Annotated in this window: 23 protein-coding genes and 1 other annotated feature (1 of these 24 only partly in view); of the genes, 4 read left to right on the top strand and 19 right to left on the bottom strand. The window is 38.0% G+C overall.

The window, feature by feature from the left end; genetic code table 11:
• Positions 1 to 306: 306 nt before the first annotated feature.
• Together GVV20_RS05565 and typA are read right to left on the bottom strand one after the other, a co-directional pair.
• Positions 307 to 990, bottom strand: coding sequence for a Cof-type HAD-IIB family hydrolase (locus GVV20_RS05565; protein WP_328597875.1), 684 nt, complete (start codon positions 988 to 990; stop codon positions 307 to 309).
• Between the two features lie 447 nt (positions 991 to 1,437).
• Positions 1,438 to 3,222: a translational GTPase TypA gene (typA, locus tag GVV20_RS05570; protein WP_159740844.1), complete on the bottom strand. Its 1,785-nt coding sequence runs from the start codon at positions 3,220 to 3,222 to the stop codon at positions 1,438 to 1,440.
• 362 nt (positions 3,223 to 3,584) lie between these two features.
• Here typA and GVV20_RS05575 point away from each other — a divergent pair, with 362 nt between their 5' ends.
• Positions 3,585 to 4,763, top strand: a complete 1,179-nt coding sequence (locus tag GVV20_RS05575; RefSeq protein WP_159740843.1) for an MFS transporter — start codon at positions 3,585 to 3,587, stop codon at positions 4,761 to 4,763.
• Between the two features lie 9 nt (positions 4,764 to 4,772).
• Here the strand turns inward: GVV20_RS05575 and GVV20_RS05580 are convergent, their stop codons facing one another.
• From GVV20_RS05580 to GVV20_RS05590, 3 genes are all read right to left on the bottom strand, one after another.
• Positions 4,773 to 5,963 (bottom strand): acyltransferase family protein, encoded by a 1,191-nt coding sequence (locus GVV20_RS05580; RefSeq protein WP_159740842.1) that lies wholly within the window; start codon positions 5,961 to 5,963, stop codon positions 4,773 to 4,775.
• Positions 5,964 to 6,046: 83 nt separating this feature from the next.
• A complete protein-coding gene (locus GVV20_RS05585; protein WP_159740841.1) occupies positions 6,047 to 6,850 on the bottom strand; it encodes an alpha/beta fold hydrolase in 804 nt (267 codons plus the stop codon).
• 333 nt (positions 6,851 to 7,183) lie between these two features.
• Complete coding sequence (locus GVV20_RS05590; protein ID WP_159740840.1) at positions 7,184 to 7,858, bottom strand: response regulator transcription factor; 675 nt, start codon at positions 7,856 to 7,858, stop codon at positions 7,184 to 7,186.
• 118 nt (positions 7,859 to 7,976) lie between these two features.
• Between GVV20_RS05590 and GVV20_RS05595 the strand changes: the two genes are divergently transcribed.
• Together GVV20_RS05595 and GVV20_RS05600 are read left to right on the top strand one after the other, a co-directional pair.
• Complete coding sequence (locus GVV20_RS05595) at positions 7,977 to 8,321, top strand: CidA/LrgA family protein (protein WP_159740839.1); 345 nt, start codon at positions 7,977 to 7,979, stop codon at positions 8,319 to 8,321.
• Positions 8,322 to 9,029, top strand: coding sequence for an LrgB family protein (locus GVV20_RS05600; protein WP_159740838.1), 708 nt, complete (start codon positions 8,322 to 8,324; stop codon positions 9,027 to 9,029).
• Between the two features lie 31 nt (positions 9,030 to 9,060).
• On the opposite strand, the gene GVV20_RS05605 is transcribed toward GVV20_RS05600, so the two are convergent.
• The 10 genes from GVV20_RS05605 to GVV20_RS05650 all read right to left on the bottom strand — a co-directional run bounded on the left by GVV20_RS05605 (position 9,061) and on the right by GVV20_RS05650 (position 14,918).
• Entirely contained in the window at positions 9,061 to 9,408 is a 348-nt protein-coding gene (locus GVV20_RS05605) for an InlB B-repeat-containing protein (protein ID WP_159740837.1), read from the bottom strand.
• 157 nt (positions 9,409 to 9,565) lie between these two features.
• The gene (locus tag GVV20_RS05610) at positions 9,566 to 10,351 is read right to left on the bottom strand and encodes a metallophosphoesterase (protein WP_159740836.1); all 786 of its coding nucleotides are present in this window, start codon (positions 10,349 to 10,351) and stop codon (positions 9,566 to 9,568) included.
• Positions 10,348 to 10,923 (bottom strand): ECF transporter S component, encoded by a 576-nt coding sequence (locus GVV20_RS05615; protein ID WP_159740835.1) that lies wholly within the window; start codon positions 10,921 to 10,923, stop codon positions 10,348 to 10,350. Before GVV20_RS05615 ends, GVV20_RS05610 begins: the two co-directional genes overlap by 4 nt.
• Positions 10,920 to 11,672, bottom strand: coding sequence for a type III pantothenate kinase (locus GVV20_RS05620; protein WP_159740834.1), 753 nt, complete (start codon positions 11,670 to 11,672; stop codon positions 10,920 to 10,922). Before GVV20_RS05620 ends, GVV20_RS05615 begins: the two co-directional genes overlap by 4 nt.
• Positions 11,673 to 11,757: 85 nt before the next feature.
• Positions 11,758 to 12,093, bottom strand: coding sequence for a hypothetical protein (locus GVV20_RS05625; RefSeq protein WP_159740833.1), 336 nt, complete (start codon positions 12,091 to 12,093; stop codon positions 11,758 to 11,760).
• The gene (locus GVV20_RS05630; RefSeq protein WP_166083462.1) at positions 12,090 to 12,236 is read right to left on the bottom strand and encodes a hypothetical protein; all 147 of its coding nucleotides are present in this window, start codon (positions 12,234 to 12,236) and stop codon (positions 12,090 to 12,092) included. The genes GVV20_RS05625 and GVV20_RS05630 overlap by 4 nt, the downstream gene beginning before the upstream one ends.
• Positions 12,233 to 12,649: a hypothetical protein gene (locus GVV20_RS05635; RefSeq protein WP_159740832.1), complete on the bottom strand. Its 417-nt coding sequence runs from the start codon at positions 12,647 to 12,649 to the stop codon at positions 12,233 to 12,235. The genes GVV20_RS05630 and GVV20_RS05635 overlap by 4 nt, the downstream gene beginning before the upstream one ends.
• 277 nt (positions 12,650 to 12,926) lie before the next feature.
• Positions 12,927 to 13,376: a hypothetical protein gene (locus GVV20_RS05640; protein WP_159740831.1), complete on the bottom strand. Its 450-nt coding sequence runs from the start codon at positions 13,374 to 13,376 to the stop codon at positions 12,927 to 12,929.
• A gap of 230 nt (positions 13,377 to 13,606) precedes the next feature.
• Positions 13,607 to 14,593, bottom strand: a complete 987-nt coding sequence (locus GVV20_RS05645) for a CpaF/VirB11 family protein (RefSeq protein WP_159740830.1) — start codon at positions 14,591 to 14,593, stop codon at positions 13,607 to 13,609.
• Positions 14,583 to 14,918, bottom strand: a complete 336-nt coding sequence (locus GVV20_RS05650) for a hypothetical protein (RefSeq protein WP_159740829.1) — start codon at positions 14,916 to 14,918, stop codon at positions 14,583 to 14,585. The genes GVV20_RS05645 and GVV20_RS05650 overlap by 11 nt, the downstream gene beginning before the upstream one ends.
• A gap of 141 nt (positions 14,919 to 15,059) precedes the next feature.
• Between GVV20_RS05650 and GVV20_RS05655 the strand changes: the two genes are divergently transcribed.
• A complete protein-coding gene (locus GVV20_RS05655; protein ID WP_159740828.1) occupies positions 15,060 to 16,172 on the top strand; it encodes an FAD:protein FMN transferase in 1,113 nt (370 codons plus the stop codon).
• A 75-nt stretch (positions 16,173 to 16,247) separates the two neighbouring features.
• Here GVV20_RS05655 and GVV20_RS05660 read toward each other — a convergent pair whose 3' ends face one another.
• The 4 genes from GVV20_RS05660 to leuS form a co-directional block, all read right to left on the bottom strand.
• Positions 16,248 to 17,144 carry a UbiA family prenyltransferase gene (locus tag GVV20_RS05660; protein ID WP_159740827.1) on the bottom strand — a complete coding sequence of 299 codons (897 nt, stop codon included), beginning with the start codon at positions 17,142 to 17,144 and terminating at the stop codon, positions 16,248 to 16,250.
• A 3-nt stretch (positions 17,145 to 17,147) separates the two neighbouring features.
• A complete protein-coding gene (locus GVV20_RS05665; RefSeq protein ID WP_159740826.1) occupies positions 17,148 to 18,086 on the bottom strand; it encodes a polyprenyl synthetase family protein in 939 nt (312 codons plus the stop codon).
• 12 nt (positions 18,087 to 18,098) lie between these two features.
• On the bottom strand, positions 18,099 to 20,195 hold the full coding sequence (locus GVV20_RS05670) for an FAD-dependent oxidoreductase (protein ID WP_159740825.1): 2,097 nt from the start codon (positions 20,193 to 20,195) through the stop codon (positions 18,099 to 18,101).
• Positions 20,196 to 20,368: 173 nt separating this feature from the next.
• Entirely contained in the window at positions 20,369 to 22,771 is a 2,403-nt protein-coding gene (leuS, locus tag GVV20_RS05675; protein ID WP_159740824.1) for a leucine--tRNA ligase, read from the bottom strand.
• A gap of 33 nt (positions 22,772 to 22,804) precedes the next feature.
• Positions 22,805 to 22,821: a binding site (T-box leader), on the bottom strand; it runs 194 nt beyond the window's last position.

Below are 22,821 nucleotides of genomic sequence, written 5' to 3' on the forward strand. Positions count from 1 at the left end.
CTGTTTCTACAATATTTTCTAGAAAAGACTAGGCATAACTTTGCCAATGTATTATATTACAAGAGTAATAAGTCCCCTTCAGGGGAGTATATGGAAAACATAGAGCTACGCCTCACGCAGAACGAAAAGTTCGACTGCTAACAAAGGCATCCCTCCAATATAAATTTCGATAAACGTCTTAGAGCAATTACATACTCTTGAGACGTTTTTTTCTACAGGATATTCAATTGTTAGTATCACTGCTTAAATCTTAATAAAAAAAGACAGCCACTGAATGACGAATGCATATGGTGGCTGCTTTTCTATTTATTGTTGAGATACTAAAATAGCTTCAATAAAATCGAGTATCGCTTCTGAGTTATTGTCTTTTTCTAATACCACATTTGAGATATCTTTTACGCCTGGTCTTGCATTACCAACCGCGACACCTATCCCTGCTTTTTTAAGCATTTCGATATCATTATCGTTATCTCCAAATGCAAGAATTTCTGAATCATTAACGTTTAATATTTTTTGAATTTTTTCTATCCCTTTAGCTTTGTGAACCCCAGGCTGGATCAAATCTATTGCAGTGTGTCCACTTGTGACCGGCGTGATTCCATCTCCCAAGACACGATGAAAATCTTCGAGTACTGCCTCTAAATCTTGAGGCTCCACAATAAGCGCGAATTTGAGAATGTCATCCGCAATATTATTCAGTGAGTCAACCCACTGAATTCGATGATTATAGTTTATAGCAAGGTCATAGAACTCTTGTGTTTGTTGTTTCGTTAGATATGCGGACTGTTTTCCACATACCAAAATATTTACACCTTCATATCCCCCAACGATATCGAATACTTTATGTACGGTATCCCACGGCATCACTTCGTGATCAACGTCTTGGTAGTGGTGAATCACGTTAGCACCATTATCCGACACAAAGGACATTTCTTTATGGCGAGGAAAGAATGAACGAAGTTGGTAGTATTGATTTCCACTCGCCACCACGAATTCGACATTTTACGTTTTCATCATATCAAATAACATATCAAAGCGTTGTCGGTTGTAATCTTTCATATCATTCAAAAAAGTTCCATCCATATCAACAGCAATCAATTTAATCATATTTTCGTCACCCTTCTTATCTCTAAACTCAGTTTTTTGTGAACTTAATCTTCGAGACTGCATCTTTTTCTTTGCCATTCTCAAAGATGCACCGCAACAATCATCCGTACAGTTCTCGCAAACTTCCAATCAGCTAACTACATTCATTATACAGACCTCAAGTAGTGTTTAACAGTTAGAAGAAACTCTATGTTTTTTCACACGAATACAAGCTTTAATAAATCAAACCAAAGGAATACGTCACCTTAAAACACCTCTTAAAATAGAATCCATACAAAATCCTTTACTTCTTATTGCAAAATAAAGCTACCTTCATAAGAAGGTAGCCTCCTATTGTCGTAAGTCTTTTTTACGTAATCTAATGTTCAAAGGCGTCACCTCAACAAGCTCATCATCACTAATGTAATCCAGTGCATACTCTAAGGTAAGTGCGATGGGCTCTTCAAGTTTCAATGCATCTTCTTTACCACCGCGTCCATTACCACGGTAACTATTTAATCGTTTATTACGAATTACGTTGACCCACATATCGTTTTCTTTGTTCGTAACTCCTACTATCATCCCCGGATAGACTTCCGTTTGGGCACCGATAAAAAAACTTCCTCGGTCTTGAATATGAAACATAGGAAAAGCCATCGAATTACCGAAACTATTGGAAATTAGTGATCCACGTTTGGGAACATTCATGCCACCAGCTTGCACATCATACTTATAATGCTGACGCATCATGATCGCATTGCCACGCGTCATATTAATAAGATCTGTTCTAAATCCCAAAATGAGACGTGCAGGGATGTACCAGTATTGTCGAACCGTATCATTGTGTTGTTCAACATTATATAGATTTCCGTGACGTAAGCTCATTTGTTCAATAATCTTTCCACTATACTTCTCAGGAGTCTCGATAATCACCCGATCAATTGGTTCATACGTTACGCCTTTACGTTCTTCAAGAATTACGTGGGGTTTTCCGACGGAAAGTTCATATCCTTCGCGGCGCATTGTTTCAATCAGAATCGAGAGATGTAACTCCCCTCGACCCGAAACAGTAAAGTAATCTGAAGATAACCCCGGTTCTACCTCAAGACCCACGTTAACCTCCAATTCGCGATCGAGTCGTTCTTTAATATTACGACTGGTGATAAACTTACCTTCTTTTCCTTGCAGTGGTGAAGTATTCACATAAAAGTTCATGGACAGTGTGGGTTGTTCTACCATGATTGCTTCCATAGGCAATGGAGCCTCTAGAGAACAGAGTGTATCTCCAACAGTGATGTTCGATATTCCTGATATCACAACGATATCTCCACTGTGGGTTTTCGTAACTTCTTTATATGTTACACCATTATAAACGAACATTTTTTTGATTCGTGCATGAGAATACTTTCCGGAGTTATCGATGATACAGATAGCTTGCCCTTGTTCTAAAACACCTTGGTGGATCCGTCCAATCCCAAGACGTCCTAAATATGTGTCATAGCCCAGTGTTGATACTTGCATCTGTAGTGGTTGAGTATCTTTATTCGGATAAATTTCTGTATGTTCCAGGATTGTATCAAAGAGTACATCCATCGAGGCATCCCGTATATCTTGATGACGACTTACCTTGAAATCTCGGGTAATACCATAAAGTATCGGAAAGAATAATTGCGATTCATCGGCATCAAGTTCCAAAAACAAATCATATATTTCTTCAAGAACCGCCTCTGGTCGGCGTTCAGTCTTATCCATTTTATTAATCAGTACGATTGGCTTAAGATTTTGTTCTAATGCCTTACGTAGTACGAATCGTGTCTGGGGCATAGGGCCTTCAACTGAATCTACCAACAAAATCACGGTATCCACCGTCTTAATGATGCGTTCCACTTCCCCCGAAAAATCTGCATGACCGGGTGTATCAACTATATTAATTTTGGTATCTTTATACATAACCGAGCAGTTTTTGGAGTAGATTGTAATTCCGCGTTCTTTCTCGAGATCATTACTATCCATCACACGATCCACTGATTTTTGCACATGATTGAAAACACCTGACGCGGATAAGATTCCGTCAACAAGTGTACTCTTACCAGCATCGACATGGGCGATGATGGCAATATTTATTATTTTTTTCAGTATTTATTTTCTTCGCTTCCTATTTATCTTTTAACTAAAGTACAGGAAGGCACACTAAAAAGATCTGTTTTATGTATAATCTTTTAGTACCTTCAATACGCTCTATTTATTTCGATAATATAGGTATTGGAGGTGTCATGACTAGAATTTGTTCGTTTGTTGACATGATATAACCTCGCTTTCGCACATTATATCATAGTTTACAAAAAAAATGAAAAGTAGCATATTCTGATTTACCTGTGATATAGTATACGTCGTTAGGAGATTAATTATGAATTTTACATCTATAATTAAAAAAATAGCTCCCCTACCCGATTTTGATGTTTTTACTCAAGGTATCTAATCGTTAAGAGGATTATTTTTTGATTAAAAACATCAGATTTAGAAAACCAAGTTTTATACTTATAATTATTTTATTGGGCTTCCCTCAACTTCACGAGGCAATGTTTGCCCCTTCATTACAAACTATTACACTTAATTTTGATATTTCTATCGCTAGCGCTCAAGCGACACTAAGCATTTATTTTGTAGCGTTTGCGATGGGTGTCTTATTTTGGGGGTTTTTCTCAGATAAGTTTGGCCGTCGTCCCGCATTACTATGGGGATTTGCTATATACTGTCTGGGAACTGGCGTAATGCTTACGAGTTCATCGTTTGATTATTTCTTAATAGGACGCTTTGTTGTAGCATTCGGTTTAGCGACCGGTTCAGTCACCACTCAAACTATCTTACGCGAGAGTTTTGATACACAGATTCGGAGCAAACTGTTTTCGCAAGTATCCATCGCACTCGCAATTGTTCCAGGAATTGGACCCTTGCTCGGCGGTTATATGATTGAGTCATACAGTTTACGATTACTCTTAGTAGTTTTCTTAGTCTGTGGACTTAGTATTGTAGCTTTAACGTATTTACGTCTTCCCGAGACAAATGTCGTCGCAACGACACGCAATGCTAATTTTTTTGCCGTCTTTATGCGAATGCTTCGATCAAAACGAGTTTGGATGTATGGTTTTTTTATTGCAGCCATGAACGTGATTATGTCTATTTACTATGTCGAAGCACCTTTATTATTCCCAAAATGGTTTGGAATATCACTTGCTACAACAGGTAGTCTCGGCATCAGCCTCGCAATTGCAACAATTCTTGGTGCATCAATTGCACAATTACTGCTTAGAAACCATGCGCCAAAGCAAGTGCTTCAGATTGGAAACTATGTACTTATATCTGGATCTATTTTAATGCTTTTCTTTGGATATATCGCAACGAGCACAATCCTATCACTGACACTGTATATGGGCGGAATGTTCCTTGTTCGTGTCGGAACGGCCATTTCTTTATCAAACGCTATAAGTTTAGCACTTGAGGATTTTCAGGATGTGTATGGTACTGCTGGGTCCATTCTTAGTCTCGGATATTATCTCGCAATAAGTGTGTTGTTACACATCATGTCTGTAATCCACAACGGTTCTTTATTAGTCATGCCGTTGTACTTTATCATTTTAGCGCTCTTAATGATCGCTATGTCCGGACGCAATGACTAAAAAACTCTGCTATGCAGAGTTTTTCTTTTTATATGATTTATATCTTCGATTAATTTGGATAAAACACCAACTTGCTATGTGCGTTAACACAAGCGTGACGAGCGTCAATACCAATGCTCCGAATAGCGTTGTTTGCGGTTTAATTACCCCTAACACACCGTAGATGATGAGCGGATGAATTAAGTAGTAATATTTATAGTATTCACGTATCGACTCCTTGAACGGCATCCTAATTGTAAATGGCAATTGTAATGCTGTTGTAAACATATAGAAAACGGTCGGAATCGTCATAAACATCAAATTACTGTCCAAACGATCTACTTTTTGAAGCAGCATCACTTCAACTAAGAATAGTAGAAAACTAACTACAAGTTTGGTCAAAGATGCTTTTACAAACACAATGTTCTTTGCTTCCATCGCGTATCCCATAGCAACAAAGAATGTTCCAAAGAATAAGAAGTTACGTGTTGTAATGAAAATATTGTAGTAATATGTGTTTAAAATTGTTTGAATTGCATTTGGTAGTAGGCCAAAATAGGTCTCGGTAGCTCCCAACGCAAATAGAAGAAACGACACAATCAGTAGAGAACTCAGCTTGAATCGTTTTAACCAAGCATTCGTGAATAATAGTGCAACAATCAAGGCAGGGTAATACCAAAGATGATAGTATGTACCAGAATAGAGTATCCCAACAAGAAGGCCTACGGGGTACAACATCGGCGAAAGTCCCATTTCTTTAATATATTGGAGTCCAAATGGTAGATAGATCAGGCACCAAATAAGATATGATGGAATCAACCCTTTAATATAGCGGTTGAAGTATGCTGGGTTTTGTTTTTGTTTTTTTGCGACAAAATATCCTGACGTTATGAAAAAGAATGGTACAAACAACCGCGAGATCATATTATTAAACAATAAATCGAGCGGATATGAAATATCTTTAAAGGGTCTCAAGTGTAAGATGACAATTAACACCGCACCAAAATACCGAAGAAAATCTAAGTTCTCAAATCTTGGTTTCTCTGCACAATCATTGTATGTATCATATTGATCAATTGCATGAAAAAAGAGGCCAATTGAAACGGCAATTGGAATGAGATACGTCAAACTATTTTCGTAGCCAGTCAACACTTCATAATTTCTGAGCAAGATTGCAAGAATAAATACAACCACACTGATAATCGTCGCTTTTTTAGTCATTATAATTCTCTTTCTCTTATTTCTATTATACATGAATTTACTTCTCGTTTATCAACCTTACAGAAATGTACTAAAAAAGAGGCTTACGCCTCTATCTCGTGATCCAACCAGGATGCTATTCGTGCAACAATGGCTGTTGCCTCGCGAATTCTTAGTAGGTCATGCTCTTTATCAGGGAGCACTTCGAGTGTCTTATCACTGCTCCCAATGGATTCAAAAAACTTTTGGCTTCCTTGCCATGGTAAAATAGGATCGTTTTCACCATGAAGTATCAATACTGGATGCTTATACATACTTGTGTGTTCCCAAATGAACTCTTGGGCTTCAACTAATGATTCTACAATAAACGTTCTACTTGCACGTTTCAGTACATACGGCGAATCCATCGCCACTAATTGCTTGATACCAGCATCACCCGATGTTCCCATGAGTTCTAAGAACTCATGAATCGAAATTGAAGATTCTGTAATCTCTCGAAATTGTGGTTGTGGCAAGAGTCCAGGACCTAATAATATTTGCCCTGCTATCGCATAAGGATACATGATGCCATAGACTGCCGTAATCATACCACCTAGACTAAATCCCATTGTATAAACTGGAAGACTTGAGTCACGATCTTGAACCCACGTTACGCATACATTCAAGTCATCCGCAAAGTCTTGGAAATGCTTTAATTCGCCAAGAGGGGCTGTCGTCCTGCCATGACCACGGACGTCATATTTAAAGACATTGTATCCATGAGCATTGAACATTGGTGCTAACCGTGAATAGTGAGCACTGTATTCGACAAAACCATGACTGAATACAATTGTTGCTTTCGCATTCTCCACTTCATGATATTGGTAGTAGATATCATAATTATCATATGTTTTTAATGTGCCATCCATACATAAAGACCTCATTTCTAACTTCTGTATCTTATCACAATAATCCTTCATGCTCCACTGTAGCGCCATAAGAAAAGCAAGGATCCCCACCCTTGCTTTTCTCTGCTCTGCATGTCTGCAAGTGATTAAATATCACTTACATCCCCGTCTTTCTAAATACCCCACCGTATTTAGAAGACTTATTAACACAAGGATTATGTCTTGTGTACTTTTAATTTACCACAATTATGATGTTAATGTTATAATATTACCCCATTTTTAGTCCCATTAACCATATTTTTGTTCAAATTGTATAAAATTGATAGGTTTTAGATGAAAAAAGATAGGGTTTCCCTATCTCTCAGCAAGTCGAACACCAACGCCCCATACAGTTTGAATGTATTCAACGCTAGGATCGATGCGACGTAATTTTTTTCGAATACTGCTGATGTGTACATTCACGGTATTCTCATCCAAGTTTTCACTGTCGCCCCACACACTGGCATACAGTTGTTCCTTTGACACAGTACTATTTGGATTCGACAAGAGTAGCTTCATAATTTCTGTTTCTTTTTTAGAAAAGTCAACGACTTCCCCACCCAACTCGAAACGGTATTCGTTTGGAAAGAATCGGATATTTTTGAAACGTATTCCTCGATTTCCACTCATTTCGTGATCCAATGAAAGTTGTTCTTCAATTCTTTTGATGAGAACAGGACTTTCGATTGGATAAACATAATAATCATTAGCCCCCGCTAAAAGCATCCCCATTACCCGACTCGGATCTAATCCGTCAGTCAAAACAATTATAGGAACAGGACTCTCGTCTCGAACCATTTCCAAAATCTTTGCACTTGGCAAATCAGGAAGACTCATATCGAGTAAAATCAAATCTGCAGTATGCGCTTCAAGAATATTGATCGCTTCATAGCCGCTGAATGCGTTAATCGTATGGTAGTGGTCTCGTAAAGTTTGTGATAATTCTACGCCTAACATACGATTGTCTTCGACAATAAGTATTGTTTTCATGCTTTCCCCCTTTGCACTAGTATATCACGTAAATTTAATTAAGTGATTATTAAGCTCCTATATTGGGGTTTTTGACGTTTATATGGTAAAATATCTACGTTTGTTGGAGGAAAAGTCTGTGAAAATTGTATCTCAATTTCTAATTATCGCTGGTTTTACGTTTATCGGCGATAGCATTACAGCATTATTCAAACTTCCGATTCCTGGTAGCATTATCGGATTATGTTTGTTATTTGCTGCACTGCAATTTAAACTCATAAAAGTCTCATCAGTCGAAATGGTCGGCACTTGGCTCAAAGATAATCTCGCTTTTTTCTTTGTTCCAGTTACTGTAGGCATCATGATTTATTTTGATGTCTTACAAGCAACATGGGTAGAGTTCGTGATTATCTTAATTATCTCAACCCTCGTCACCTATGTTGTGAGTGCCTATGCAGCGACCAGGGTTCAAGGAGATAAATAGATGGATAAAATATTTACAAGCCCACTGTTTGGACTAGTTTTGTCGATGGGAGTATATGTACTAATGACAAAGGTACAAAAAGTTCTAAAGTCAGACTTGTTCAACCCACTGCTCATGTCGAGTATTTTTATTATCGCTTTCCTCATGATTTTTAATATTTCGTATGAATCATACAATATTGGTGGCCAATTTATCTCTGCACTCATTGGCCCTGCGACAGTCGCACTCGCAATTCCACTATATATGAACCTTGGAATGCTCGCAAAATATAAGCGCGTTATCCTCGTTTCAATCAGCGCAGGGGTTTTAGCTCACGCCATTACAATCGGTGTTCTAGCATCAGTTTTAAAACTATCACCTCAGATGATTGCTACAGTAATCCCTAAATCTGTAACAACGGCGATTGCCGCTGATGTTGCTGTCTCACTAGGAGGTATTTCAACACTTACTGTCTGCATTGTTATTATTACCGGAATCTTTGGAGCTGCACTTGCACCATTGCTTAATAAAGTATTCCACATTGATAGCCCAATTGCTCAAGGCTTAGCACTCGGAACTGCCGCACACGCGGTTGGAACGTCGAAGGCTATTGAAATGGGAAAAGAGCAGGGAATTATGTCTACCCTCGCATTAATTTTGACAGGAATTTTTACGGTTATCATTTCACCAATTACCAAGATAATAATTTTTGGACTACTTGGTATCTAAAAGGTCGACTTAAGTCGACCTTTTTCATTGTTTATTTTTTATGAATATAACTGATACTCTCAGCTAAATCAGCAAGAATGCCACCAACGTATATATATTTTTCATCATCTTGAGTTGCTTTTTGAACCGAGGATTGTTTGTTTGTCGCGAACAAGTCTTTTTGATCCCATTTCGCGTGCAACGTTACATCTTCAATAACAATGTCACTTTCAAAGTTCCAAGGGTATTTCAGTGCTTCATCGTGGAACCATCCCTTGAAGATAGCGTCATTACGTGTCGGACGTTGTGGTTCTGGAAGATAACTTCCGTCTGCAACAAGGATGCTCGATATTTGCGTTACAGCATCACCAGCGTCAAATTTAACTTTGTAATCATTCATAGTTTATCCTCCATCTGTTCTTGGTGATTTTACTATCTCATGAAGTAGTTTGTTGATGGGGATAATGTCATTAAGTATGTCATTCATGTCACGAATATAAACTTTTTATTAAACTATGAAAGAAAATTGACAAATAAAAAGGATACGTTGTATCCCTTTAAAAATCTAAAATCACAATTTCTGGGCGAGCAAAGAATCGGATAGGCAACATTCCAACTGTCCCTCCCACGCCCGACGATACGTACATTGAGCCTTGTGGTCGACGAATCATTCCGTGAACGAGCGTTTGGTCAAATTCTGAATTTGTAATTGGCGCATATAAGCCAAATAGTGTTACCTGCCCCGCATGTAAATGACCAGCTAATGCCATGTCAACGTATGTGGACTTCGGCAATTTTTCAAAGTAATCCGGATTATGTGTTAGTAAAATTGATAATTTGTCTTCATGAATCGGAAACACCGGGACACCTTTAATGGCATCATCAACCCCAATAATATCGAGACCGTGATAATTATAAATTTCGTTAATGAGCACTGTTACACCAATATCTTGTAGCATCGTAACCGATTTTTCATATTCTCGATAATCATGATTTCCGAGAACCGCAACCTTGGGTGCATTGATACTATTGATATATTCAAAGATAGGGGTATTCTGCTTCCCTTCTTGATGGATATAATCCCCACCTAATAGCACTAAATCCGGTTTGAGAGCATTTACTCTACGAACAAGATTTCGGGCAGCTCCATGCAAAAATGGTCGTCTCTTGTGATCAAACTGTAAATCAGAAATGAAAACAATTCGCTTTCCCTTTAATTCATCAGGAATCTTATGCTTTGTATCAAAATCTATGGGTTTCAAATATATATTCTTTAGCCAACGGTATTCGATAAACGAATAAATGAATATTCCCAGTAACGCAATTAGTAGATATTTAATCAATGGTTCTTGACCTTATTCAGGGCAACTGAAGTCGGTACTGCAATAACCACGCTGGCAATGATTTCGAATATACCATTTGATAAAAGAACAGATCCAATCAATACAAGGGCGCTTGTTGGTGCTGCAGCTAAAATTTCTGGACTTGCAGAACCTGTTGCCGCAATATACATCGCAAGTAATACTGCGACCGTATGAACAAGAGTCGCCACTATTGAGGTAACAGAAGCTACCACGACAAAGTTTTTTGTGAGCCGTTTCATCAAACCAGCTACCACTACGATACTCAGTCCAAAGATAATCCGTGGCAGAACCGATACTAAAGGATTCACAAACAATACATCGAAAACTCCTACTGGTCGTGTTGCAGCAATGAACATCGCAGCGACACCAAATGCAGTTGCGTTTATTAACGCTGCTTTTGCCCCGAGTACAAGCCCGGCAATAATAACTGGAATATGCATTATAGTTATCGAAACAAAACCAATATTGATCATTCCTAAACCTGGCACCAGTGCCAAGATAAGTGTAATCGCAATGAACATTGCGTTCATTGTTATGTCTCTAACTTTCATCGTTTAAATGCTCCTTTCTGATAGATCTCGTAGAGTCCATCATTTAGTAAAAATTCATCATATATAAACGCTTCTGTTGCTCCATGAATAATTGAAGCATAACCACCTGTTATAATTTTTGTACAAGAAGTTCCCAATTCTTTTTCCATTCGCATCGCCAATCCTTCGATTTGCGAGACAAGTCCATATAAGGCACCCGATTGAATTGCATCAATAGTCCCAGAGCCAATCACTGTTTTTGGAAATTCTAATGCAACTTCTGGTAGATGGGGAATATATTCAGCGAAAGCTCGCATGGATGTCCCAATCCCCGGTATAATGGCACCTCCTAAAAACGAACCAGTTTCATCAACAACCGTTAGTTTTGTCGCACTTCCGACATCCGCAATAATCACTGGTGTTTGGTACTTTTGAATTGCACCCCATGATGTTGCAATGAAATCTGCCCCAATGTCATTTGGATTATCCAACTTAATCGTTAGTCCATCAATGGAAGTTGCATCAATCATAATTGGTTTCTTTTGAAAGAGTAATTCAATTGTTTCAATAAACTGAGCTTTGATCATTGGTACAACGCAGGATACGATGATATCCTCCGGAATTTCTTTAATAATTTCTTTAAATTTAATGGTATAGTTTTTAATTACATCTTTTTTGTAAGTGTCAATACGCGCTTCTAAAACTCGCTTGTTATCTTTATAACCGACAATGACCGTATTGGAATTACCGATGTCTATCGTAATAATCATACATTCACTCCTAGCGTTTGTTGCAATATTACAATACACGATATTTCACTTTTTTGCCACTAATACGACATTTATGGAGAGGCGCTCATTGCGCCTCTTGACTGTTGTATGCGTACCCAAAGGCAGATATTTCAACTGTTTGCGGAATATAACTAAAGTTATGTACATATTGAATCAACACTTTGAATTTTCTGTCTTCATTTTTCACAAAATATGTACAGTTTCGACAGTTGTTTTTCGATTGTATTCTTTCTTTCACTGCCAAATCGTATCGGTCATAAACTTCAATCTCATGAACAATTACATCTCTTAGTGTGTGAACTTGTTGAATGCCGATAATCAAGTTACAAAAATCCAAGGTAACCAATACTCCAAGTCCAAAGAAAACCATCAATACATAAAATTCAATTGATATCTTCATTTACGTACTTCTGCCATCCCATTCCACTTCCCTACGAGTGTAGTTCTTAAAATATCCTTAAATTCGTTCGAAAAGACAATCATTCCTGTCGCAATAATTGTTACAACAAGGACCATACCAAACTCTTCAAAAAAAGACTTCAAATGCCCCACCCCCTTTCCATTAATGCAACGATTACTTGCGTCATCAAAATCAAGAACAAGCACCCAACCGAAATCAACGGAACTAAACCCAAAGGAGTATACATTTCAACATTTTGTGAATATGCATGTAAGCGTTGCTGTCTCAGTCTTCCATTATTGATTTCAATAATGCGCTGTAACTGCCGGGTTGCATCAGCCGTCGATTCCACACAATATCGGTACAGATACTTCATCGTTTGACGTATCTCTGGCGTTGACGCGCGCGTCATGAAACCAACAAATGCTCCATGATCTTCTGGATTTGTTTCAATTGTTTTAATTAAGTTTTTCACATCTTGTTCTAAATTCCTAGGTACCGTTTCTAAACTTAATTTCAATGCATGAAGAAGTGTATTCGCCTGAATAAATGTCAAAATTGATTGAATCCAAATCATGAACGAAAATTGAAGTGTAGCGCATGTTTTACGATATACTGAATTCAATTTTTTTTCATAAAATGTAATAAACAGTGGAATTACAATTAGAAATCTATTTGAGATACAAGCGCACACTAGACATGTACCCACCACGACATACACAGTTCTTTCATAAGATACGCCAATTAAGTTATTTCTTTCCCGAATGTCGTGCCACAACAGACTACGTATAAATTTTGTGCCAAAGATAATCCAAAATGCAAGCAAAAGAATATTAAACAACATGCTCCCTCCTTAAAGTTAGTTCACGGCGAAGAATTCTAAAAACGATACATGTAAAACCATTGATTAAGACTAAGAATAGGAACAGCATTATTTCATAGTTAGGAAGTATTGACCGTGGAGTTGCTTGCATCAACATTTCGCATACAATATGGGTAACTAGAATACTGATTGACGAAAGTAATACTAACAATTTAACTGTTTGAATCAAACGCCCACTATACCCATTTACAGCATCGTACCAATAGTCAACTTCAGTTTCTAAATCATAAAGTTTATCGTCGATCTCCTTGTCGCCATGGATGATGTCCACAGCTAAAACAGAAATCAGCGTCTTCCATGAATAATGAGAATGAATCAAAGCGAGTTTTTTGAAGTCAAAATCTCCACTTTCAAATTCTAAGAGTGGGAGTTCTCCAGCATTATTTTCAATATTTCTCATGCTCACTAAAATGTTGTGTGTAAAACGATATCTTATTATCAAACTTAGTGTCATTTGATATTGCGCCGTAACCCTTTCTTTGTTTATCTCGAAAGTCGTAAGAGATGCCACAATATCTTTGATAAAAACAATTAAAGTAAGCAGATACACACCATTTATAACTATCGAAAACTTAAACATCATGAGGATAAACAATTGTGCGCATGCATAAACGCAAATACTCTTTACCTTCACCACTGAACACCATACAGGTCTGCACGACTTTTGATTTTCTCAGGAAGTTTATCCAAATCGACAACTCCACCATGTTGATAGATTGTCACTGTTGATTCCTGATTGAAAACGACAATTTCCCTTACACGTCGCACAATGCCCTCACTCGTGTGCAGTAAATCAATATGTATTCCAACATCAAACAGTGTCTCTATCTGTGCCAACATGCTTACACTATCAAATGACGCCTCATTCATCATGAACAAAAGACGGTTGGGTATCTCTTTAGCACTTCGAGCATGGATAGTACTTATTAAATGTAGTCCTGTTGAAACACATTTTAATAATTCAAAGGCTTCCGAACCTCTTACTTCACTTAATAGCAGCCAATCAGGTCTTTGGCGCAATGATGCTTTAATTGCAGCATCATATGACATCATTTTATTCGTCTTCAGCGCAACACAATCCCGACTTGGATGGAGCACATCATAGTGAATTTCCATACTGTCTTCAAGCGTAATCACGCGTTCTTTGTCACCAATAAACTGTGTTAAAAATTTTAACAACTCCGTTTTCCCCGATCCTGGTAATCCACTTATCATTACATTGCAACGACACCGTATGCTACTCACCAAAAAGTCCAAAGCCGCTTGCGATATGTATCCTTTTTCAGTTATTGATTTAACATCATAACGGCATTGTCCACTTGTCTTACGAATTGAAATACAAACGTCTTTAGATATTGTTGGATGAAGAACACTTATTCTTAGAAAACCAATTTCTGTTTCAAAGATTGGATTACTCACTGTATACGGAAGATTCACAGCATTTGAAAGCCGCAAGACAAATCGGTATACGGCGTCTTTATCACTAAAATCATTAACGACATAGCGCCCCTTATTTAGGTCATCAACCCACAAATCTTTGCCATTGTAATTGAGATCAGTCACATCCTCTTGATCTACATACATCTGGAACATTTCGAAATCAAATCTAAGAAGCATAATACTCCTCAACCATAAGTCTATCTAAAGAATATGTATATCCACTAATTTTTCTTTCAATCCCAAAGCGCATCGCATTAGGGAATAAAGTCGTTTCAAATCTCTTAACTGTGACTTCTTCGCCATAATTCTCATGAAATACATTCATAACATTTACCAGTAATGCCTCTTTAGGATAGTCACTCGCAATATTTCTTCGCATTGCTTGATGGTGGGCAAAACGAATTTGAAAATGATGAGAGGCCAATATAGCCACAAACATTGCGAACCCACTTATACACGCAACAATCGTGATGAGACCAACACTCCAAAATATATGTTTCATAGTTTCAACCTTTCGTTAGTTCAGTTCCATTTTTCACAGAATTGGGTTCAATTTCATTTTTATCCAATCTTCTTTCCCTGACATAACTAAGTATGAAGTGATACCTAAATATCCTAAAAATATCTATGGTATAATACACATATGAAAAAATTCGCATTCATCATGGCGACTCTATTGATCTTAACGGGTTGTTCAATAAAGTCTGGTGATAACTACACAAAATACGAAGCCCGTACCTCCGAAGTTGGATTTGATACTGTCATGACCTTCGTCGCATATACAAAAGATGAGGCAACTTTCAACGACTACTTTAGTAAAGTTAAAGCAGCTTTTCTGCGTTATAATGCTTTATTTGATAAGTATAATGACTATGAAGGCGTCGCAAACATTAAAACTATCAACGACAACGCTGGAATTGCGCCCGTAACCGTTGATCCCCTAATTATAGAAATGCTTGAACGCTCACGCGACTATACCGAAGTTTCAAATGGTTATTTCGATATTACTTATGGCTCTGTTATGGAAATTTGGCATGACTATCGAGAGGAAGGTATTGAAAAGAATGCATCTGGCGAACCTGGAGAAATCCCAACACAAGATGTTCTCGAAGAAGCAGCACTCCACGCAGGATGGCAATTTGTCGAAATTGATAAAGCAAATAACACCGTCTTTCTTACTGATGCCAAAACAAGACTTGATGTAGGAGCGATTGCAAAGGGCTACGCAACGGAACTTGTTGCTTTAGAACTTGAAGAGGCTGGATTAGAATACGGTGTTGTAAGTGGGGGCGGAAACGTTCGTACCATCAATACGAAGCCAGATGGTGAAGCATGGGCGATCGGTGTTGAAAAACCATCAATGCTTGTTAAAAATGAAAGTCTTGATGTATTCCGGATTCCACATTCGATGTCAATTGTTACATCTGGTGATTACCAACGCTACTACATAGGCCCAAATGATGTAACTTATTCACATTTAATCAATCCAAAAACATTACAACCGCAATCAGTATTCCGTTCAGTAACTATATTTACACCTGATTCGACCATGGCAGACGCACTTTCGACTGCTGTCTACATGATGTCATATGAAGAAGCACAGACTTTCATTCAAGACTTCAATACAAAATATCCTGATAAGTCAATTGATGTGTTGTGGGTTTCGGAAGATCATCCTGAATGGTATCAATTGGAAGACTATGACTTTACTTTCACTGACAACATTAAACAATATTCCGCTTTCGCAAATAAATAAAGCAAACAAAACTAACCGAACCACCAATCTTGCACAAGGATATGGAGGTTCGGTTTTTATATAAAAAGAACTCCTTTATAAGAAGTTCCCAATGATGACCATCAAATCATACACAAACATAATTGTTATAAAATTTTTGATGATATATTTAAATGATAGACGTTTTACCAAATCTTTAGTATATGCATTGTAATTCTTTAAGACACGTGGTGCTGTAATTAACGTCAGTAATGCAAGCCAAGGTATCACACCAAGTACAACGGCGGCTACAATCGCTGCATACACACTGATATAAAGTATTTTCATCAGAACTACTGCATTTTCTTTACCAATATAGTACGGCAACGTATACCGCTTAACAAGCACGTCTGCCTCAATATCACATGTATTGTTCGCAAGCATAATACTTGATGTGAGAAGTGTCGGTGGTAAGAAAATTATCAAGAAATAGATAATGTTCACGAGATTAAAGTGCATCGTGACATTTGGAGCCACAAAGTTGAAATCGACCAGTAGCCCTGGGTTGTTAGCATGAATCAAGATAAACGGAATAACATAACCATAGAGTACGCCAGAAATAATCTCTCCATATGGTTGGCGAGAGATTGGTACCGGACCCCATGTATACAAAATTCCAATCCCAAAACAAATCATTCCCAAGATCAAAATGACAAAATCGGTCAAATATACTAAATATAAACCAGATATAGTAGCAATCATAAGCATTGCATAAATGATTGCACGTCCTTGGTTTCGTGTATAACCAATATCTTGGCCATTTTCTTTTGAGTCGATGTAATTATTGATAGCGGTCGTCGTTAAATCAAAGACAAACATACCAACAAAGAAAACAAGTGTTGCATCCCAACGGATCTGTGATCCATTAAATACCATTACGCCAAGCGTTAAGGCAAAGGGAAACAAACTTGTTATTTTAGTTTGTATTTCAGTGTATTCTAATATTTTTTTCATGTATTACTTTCTCATTGCTAAGTTTAAGATACGCATGAGTTCCTCTCGTTTGGTATCTATGATATCAAGATTTTCAATTGCTGTCTTGGCTGTTGCATAATATGTTTCAGCTTTCGCAATTGTTATCGCAACACCTTTGGAATTGCGAACATATTGGTTCACTTCCTTACGTGTAAGTTCATGTTGTTCCGCTTTTTGTAATGCTTCTGGGTAAGTACTAAAAGCATGAATTAATGGTAATGTAATAACGCCTTGCTCAAAATCTGATTGTACAGGTTTTTTAGCAACAGATTCATTATCATCAAAGTCCATCACATCATCCAACAATTGAAAAATCATACCTATCGCATGTCCAATTGTTTGATAGGATTCTTGTTGTTCACGAACATCATCCGATGTTGCGACTCCTGAGTACATTGCTGCTTCAAAGAGTTTCGCTGTTTTACCATCAATAATTGATAAATAATCTTTAACTTTTAACTTGTAATTTCCATTATTAATATGTTGATTAAGTTCACCCAATGCAATGGCTTCCATATACGTCGGTAAACTGTAACCAAGATAGGTTTCTTTTTTCTCTGTTTTATTAGCTAGTGACATTGACGCTGCCATTAGGTAATCTCCACAAATAACAGCTGTTTTACGTCCATACTTTTTATGGAGTGTTGTTACGCCGCGGCGTGTATCTGCATCATCCATGACATCATCATGAACCAGTGTTGCCAAATGTAATAATTCGATCGATGCAGCAAAAATTACAGCATCGTGATGGATTGATCCATCTTTGTTTTGTGCAGCTGCAAGAACTGCTGCTGCGCGGATGTATTTTCCTTCGGATTTTAAAAGGTGTTCTATATACTTTCTAACTATTAAAGGAGAGGTTGATATTGTTACACCAACCTCCCGTTTAACATATTCTAAGTATTCTTCAAATATGTTCATTAAGATTACCTACTAATCGTGGTAGATGTACCACTTCTTAACAAACGGTATTCCAGACCACCATTTTTTGAGTTTTGGCATCACCCAGTAATCTAAGCTTAATGTGTTTCCACCGAAGATTAATGCGATACCCGCTACTACCATCCATACAGTATTTAAGTATAAACCAGTTGTCATTAAGAACATCACTTGTAATACAACTGACATACCTGTTGCCAGCGTCGTAAAGAGTCCTACAATTAATGCTAAACCAATTCCTATTTCCATAACAACAACCATTGTTTGCATAAATACTTGCAATTGTGGGTTAGGAATAATCACGTCATTTACAAACCATGTCATCAAGTTGAAATCAATCTTGAAAGCAAAGTCTTCAAGACCTGATTCTAGAAGAGGTTTTCCAGTTACAAAGATTGGTTGAATAATGTTTAAGAAGTTCCAGTGTAACAAGACAGATCCAGCAGCTTCGCCACCACCTGCTCCTGTTGCCCCTGCGACTGCGTCAGCAGCGCCAGTAGCACCTGCTGTTACATCAGCAGCGATTTTACCAGCACCGTTAACGACTGAAGCTCCAGCGTTCACAACAGTTGTTGTAGCTGCTTGAGTTGCTTCAACGACTTTACCAATAACGGATGATCCAGCATTGATATCGGCACCACCGGCACCAAGTAAGCTATCATACCATTGTTGTGCACCACCGAAGAATCCTGAAAGTTTAGGATCTCCTGCTAACCAGCCTTCGTTAACTTTTTTAATTCCTTCAAATAACCAAATTGCTCCTAACCAAACACGAAGTGGGAAGAGTAAGAAACTTGGAGTACGGTTTGAGAAGTTTCCACCGACAAAACTACGACGGTTACGGATTGTAAAGATTTCATGTTTCAAGTAACTGAATACTTTGTTCCAACCTAGAACTTGGAGGAAGTAAACACAGTTCATCATGTGTTTTGCAAACATTGCAAAGAATGATACAAGATTAAACTCAACTTTTCCAAGTTTAATATTTGCAGTTCCCCAACGTCCACCGATACATACCATTGTTCCATGGAATGCTGGTTTGTATGCTATTAGGTTTTTACCACCACGAATTTGTTCGGCAATATTTTTCGCAACAAGACCACCACTTTGTTCAGCATTTTCAACCATTTGTGGTAATGGACGTTCTTCACCTTCAAGCACGAAGTATGTGTTATCACCGATAACATAAACGTCTTCGCGACCTATTGCACGTAAGTACTGGTCTGTTTCAATACGGCCACCACGTTGTGCTGCTTCAAGTTCTGTACCTGATTGCGCTGTAATGTCTGTACTTTCAATACCAGCTGTCCAAATAACTGTGTGAACAGGGTTTTCTTCAATATTACCGTTGATATCTAAATGAATAGCATCTTCAGTAACTTTGATAACTTTTGCGTTAAGTTTAATTTGTACGCCCATTTTTTCTAAACGGTTTTGTACTTTGTTTGCGAGTTTTTCTGGCAATGTCATAACGGTACGTGGCATTGCGTCAACTTCTACCATTGTTACATCGCTTGGGTCAATTGAGAATTTGTCACATAATACTGGAACGTACTCTGCAAGTTCTCCCATCATTTCTACACCCGTGAATCCTGCTCCTACAACATAGAATGTTAGCAAGAAACGACGTTTTTCAAGGTTTGGTTCTTGTGATGCTTTAACAAACACATCATTGATATGGTCACGTAAGCGAACTGCATCATCGTATGACCACAGTGTAAATGTATTTTCTTTAGCGCCTTCAATTCCAAAGAATGTTGGTTTTGAACCTGCTGCGATTACAACATAATCGTATTCGTAGCTTTCATTTGCACCTTCAACGACTTTTTTGTCAAAGTCAATTTTTTGAACTGTATCAAGTTTTACGTTGACATTACGGCCAGCAAAGATTTTTTTCAAATCCATGCGAATTGAATACTCATCAACACGTCCTGCAGCAACTTCATGAAGTTCTGTCAACATCGTACTGAATGGATTGCGGTCTATAATAGTGATTGATACTTCTGGATCTTTTTTGAATTTCTTAGCTAACTTTTTCGCAGCTAAAATCCCAGAGTATCCTGCTCCTACAACAACTACTCTCTTTCCCATTTTCTATTTCTCCTTTAATTACTTTTGCCTTCATATTATAGCGTATCGCTAATTTGTTCACAATCTTGGGGTTTGTTACATCGAGTTGTTTCATGCCCCAAAAGAAAACTCATGCAATTTCCTTTCGAAAAAGACATGAGTTTGTGAAAGTTGTGTATTTTGTTCACAAAACCTTAGGCAGGTTTCACAACTATATTTACGATTTTATTCTTGATAACAATTTCTTTTAGAATTTGCATTCCTTCAAGGTTCTTTTGAACTTGAGGTTGCTCGTATGCGAGTGCTTTTAGAGCATCATCATCAAGTCCAGTAGCTGCCATGAATTTAGCACGGACTTTACCGTTGATTTGTACGACAATCTCAGTCTCGGATTTCACAAGTTTCGTTTCATCAAATGTTGGCCATTCGGTATAGCTGATTCCCGTTTCTCCACTTAAAATTGTGTACAGTTCTTCCCCGATATGAGGCGCAAATACTGCTAGCATTTTAACAAATCCAACCGCATATTCTTTATAAATTGTTTCGGCTTTGTAAGCATCGTTAATAAATGTCATTAATTGTGCTAATGCTGTATTCATGCCAAATGATTCAATATCTTCAGTGACTTTTTTGACTGTTTGGTTATAAGAGAAATCGAGTGATCCATCATTCGCATCAACAATTTTTCCTGATTCGACAAGCAAACGCCAGACACGATCTAACCATTTACGGTTTCCATCAAGTCCTTGAGTACTCCATGCAGTTGCACCATCTAGCGGTCCAATAAACATTTCGTAAACGCGTAGCGTATCGGCTCCGTGACTGCGAACAATATCATCAGGATTCACAACATTACCACGAGATTTACTCATTTTTTCGTTATTTGCACCTAAAATCATACCTTGATGGAAGAGTTTCTTGAATGGTTCTTTCGTATTCACAACGCCAATATCATAAAGTACTTTATGCCAGAAACGTGCATATAGTAAGTGAAGAACTGCATGTTCTGCACCTCCCATGTAAAGGTCTACTTCCATCCAGTGATTAATAAGTTCTGGATCGGCGATTGCTCCTTCATTGGTTGGATCAATATAGCGTAAGTAATACCAGCATGACCCCGCCCATTGCGGCATTGTATTGGTCTCACGACGGCCTTTCGATCCATCTGGGAAAGTAACATCTAACCAATCACCAGCATTAGCTAGTGGTGATTGACCATCCGGTGCAGGTTTGTAGTTTTCAACTTCTGGAAGTTCAAGTGGTAAATCTTCAAGATCAACTGTACGCATGGTTCCGTCTTCCATATGAACAATAGGAATTGGCTCTCCCCAGTAGCGTTGGCGGGAGAATAACCAGTCACGTAGTTTATAGGTAACTTTTGCTTCACCGTATTTATTGTCTTCTAACCATTTATTCATGATTACAAGTGCTTCTTCTTTGTTTAGACCGTCAAGGAAGCCTGAATTAATATGGTTGCCATCTTCTGTATATGCAGCTTCCGCGATGCTTCCGCCTTCAAGTACTTGAATCATCTCGATATTGTATTTCTTTGCGAACTCATAATCGCGCTGATCATGTGCTGGTACTGCCATGATTGCTCCAGTACCATAAGCTGCGAGCACATAGTCTGCAATATAGATAGGCACTTGTTTCCCATTAACCGGGTTAATCGCATAGGCACCCGTAAAGACACCTGTTTTGTCTTTATTTAGCTCGGTACGTTCTAAATCTGACTTATGCATAACTTGATCTACATACGCGTCCACCGCTTCTTTTTGCTCAGGAGTCGTAATTTGACTTACAAATGGATGTTCCGGAGCAAGGACTGTATAGGTTGCACCGAAAAGTGTATCTGCACGTGTTGTAAATACCGTAAATTCTAAATCATGGTTATCAACTTTAAAGATTACATTTGCTCCTACCGATTTTCCAATCCAGTTGATTTGCATTTCTTTAGTTGATGCTGGCCATTCGACCAAATCTAAATCTTCTAGTAAGCGTTCTGCGTATTCTGTAATACGTAAAACCCACTGACGCATCGGAATACGGATAACATCAAATCCACCGACTTCCGTTTTCCCGTTGATAACTTCTTCATTCGCAAGAACGGTTCCCAAGTCAGGGCTGAAGTTTACAGGCTTCTCATCAACATATGCTAGGCCCATGTCGTAGAGTTTCGTAAAGATCCACTGTGTCCACTTATAGTAGTGAGGATCCGTCGTTGAGATTTCACGAGACCAGTCATAAGAAAGTCCTAGTGACTTAATTTGTTTCGTAAAGTTTTGAATATTTTCTTTCGTAAATGCATCTGGATGATTTCCTGTTTTTAATGCGAATTGCTCTGCTGGCAAGCCAAAAGCATCCCACCCAATTGGGTGTAAAACGTTGAATCCTTTCATACGTTTGTATCGTGCTAACACATCTGTGGCTGTATAGCCGCGGGGATGTCCAACATGAAGTCCATTCCCTGATGGGTATGGGAACATATCAAGGACATAATATTTGGGGATATCAAAATTTCGAATATCTGTTTTAAATGTTTCGTTTTCTTCCCAGTATTGTTGCCATTTTTGTTCAATTTTTAAATGGTTATACATCGTTTTTCCTCCTGTAAAATAAAAAAAGCACCTGCAAAGGACGAATGTCT

The sequence above is a fragment of the Erysipelothrix aquatica genome, assembly GCF_009828775.2.
Lineage (GTDB): Bacteria > Bacillota_I > Bacilli_A > Erysipelotrichales > Erysipelotrichaceae > Erysipelothrix > Erysipelothrix aquatica.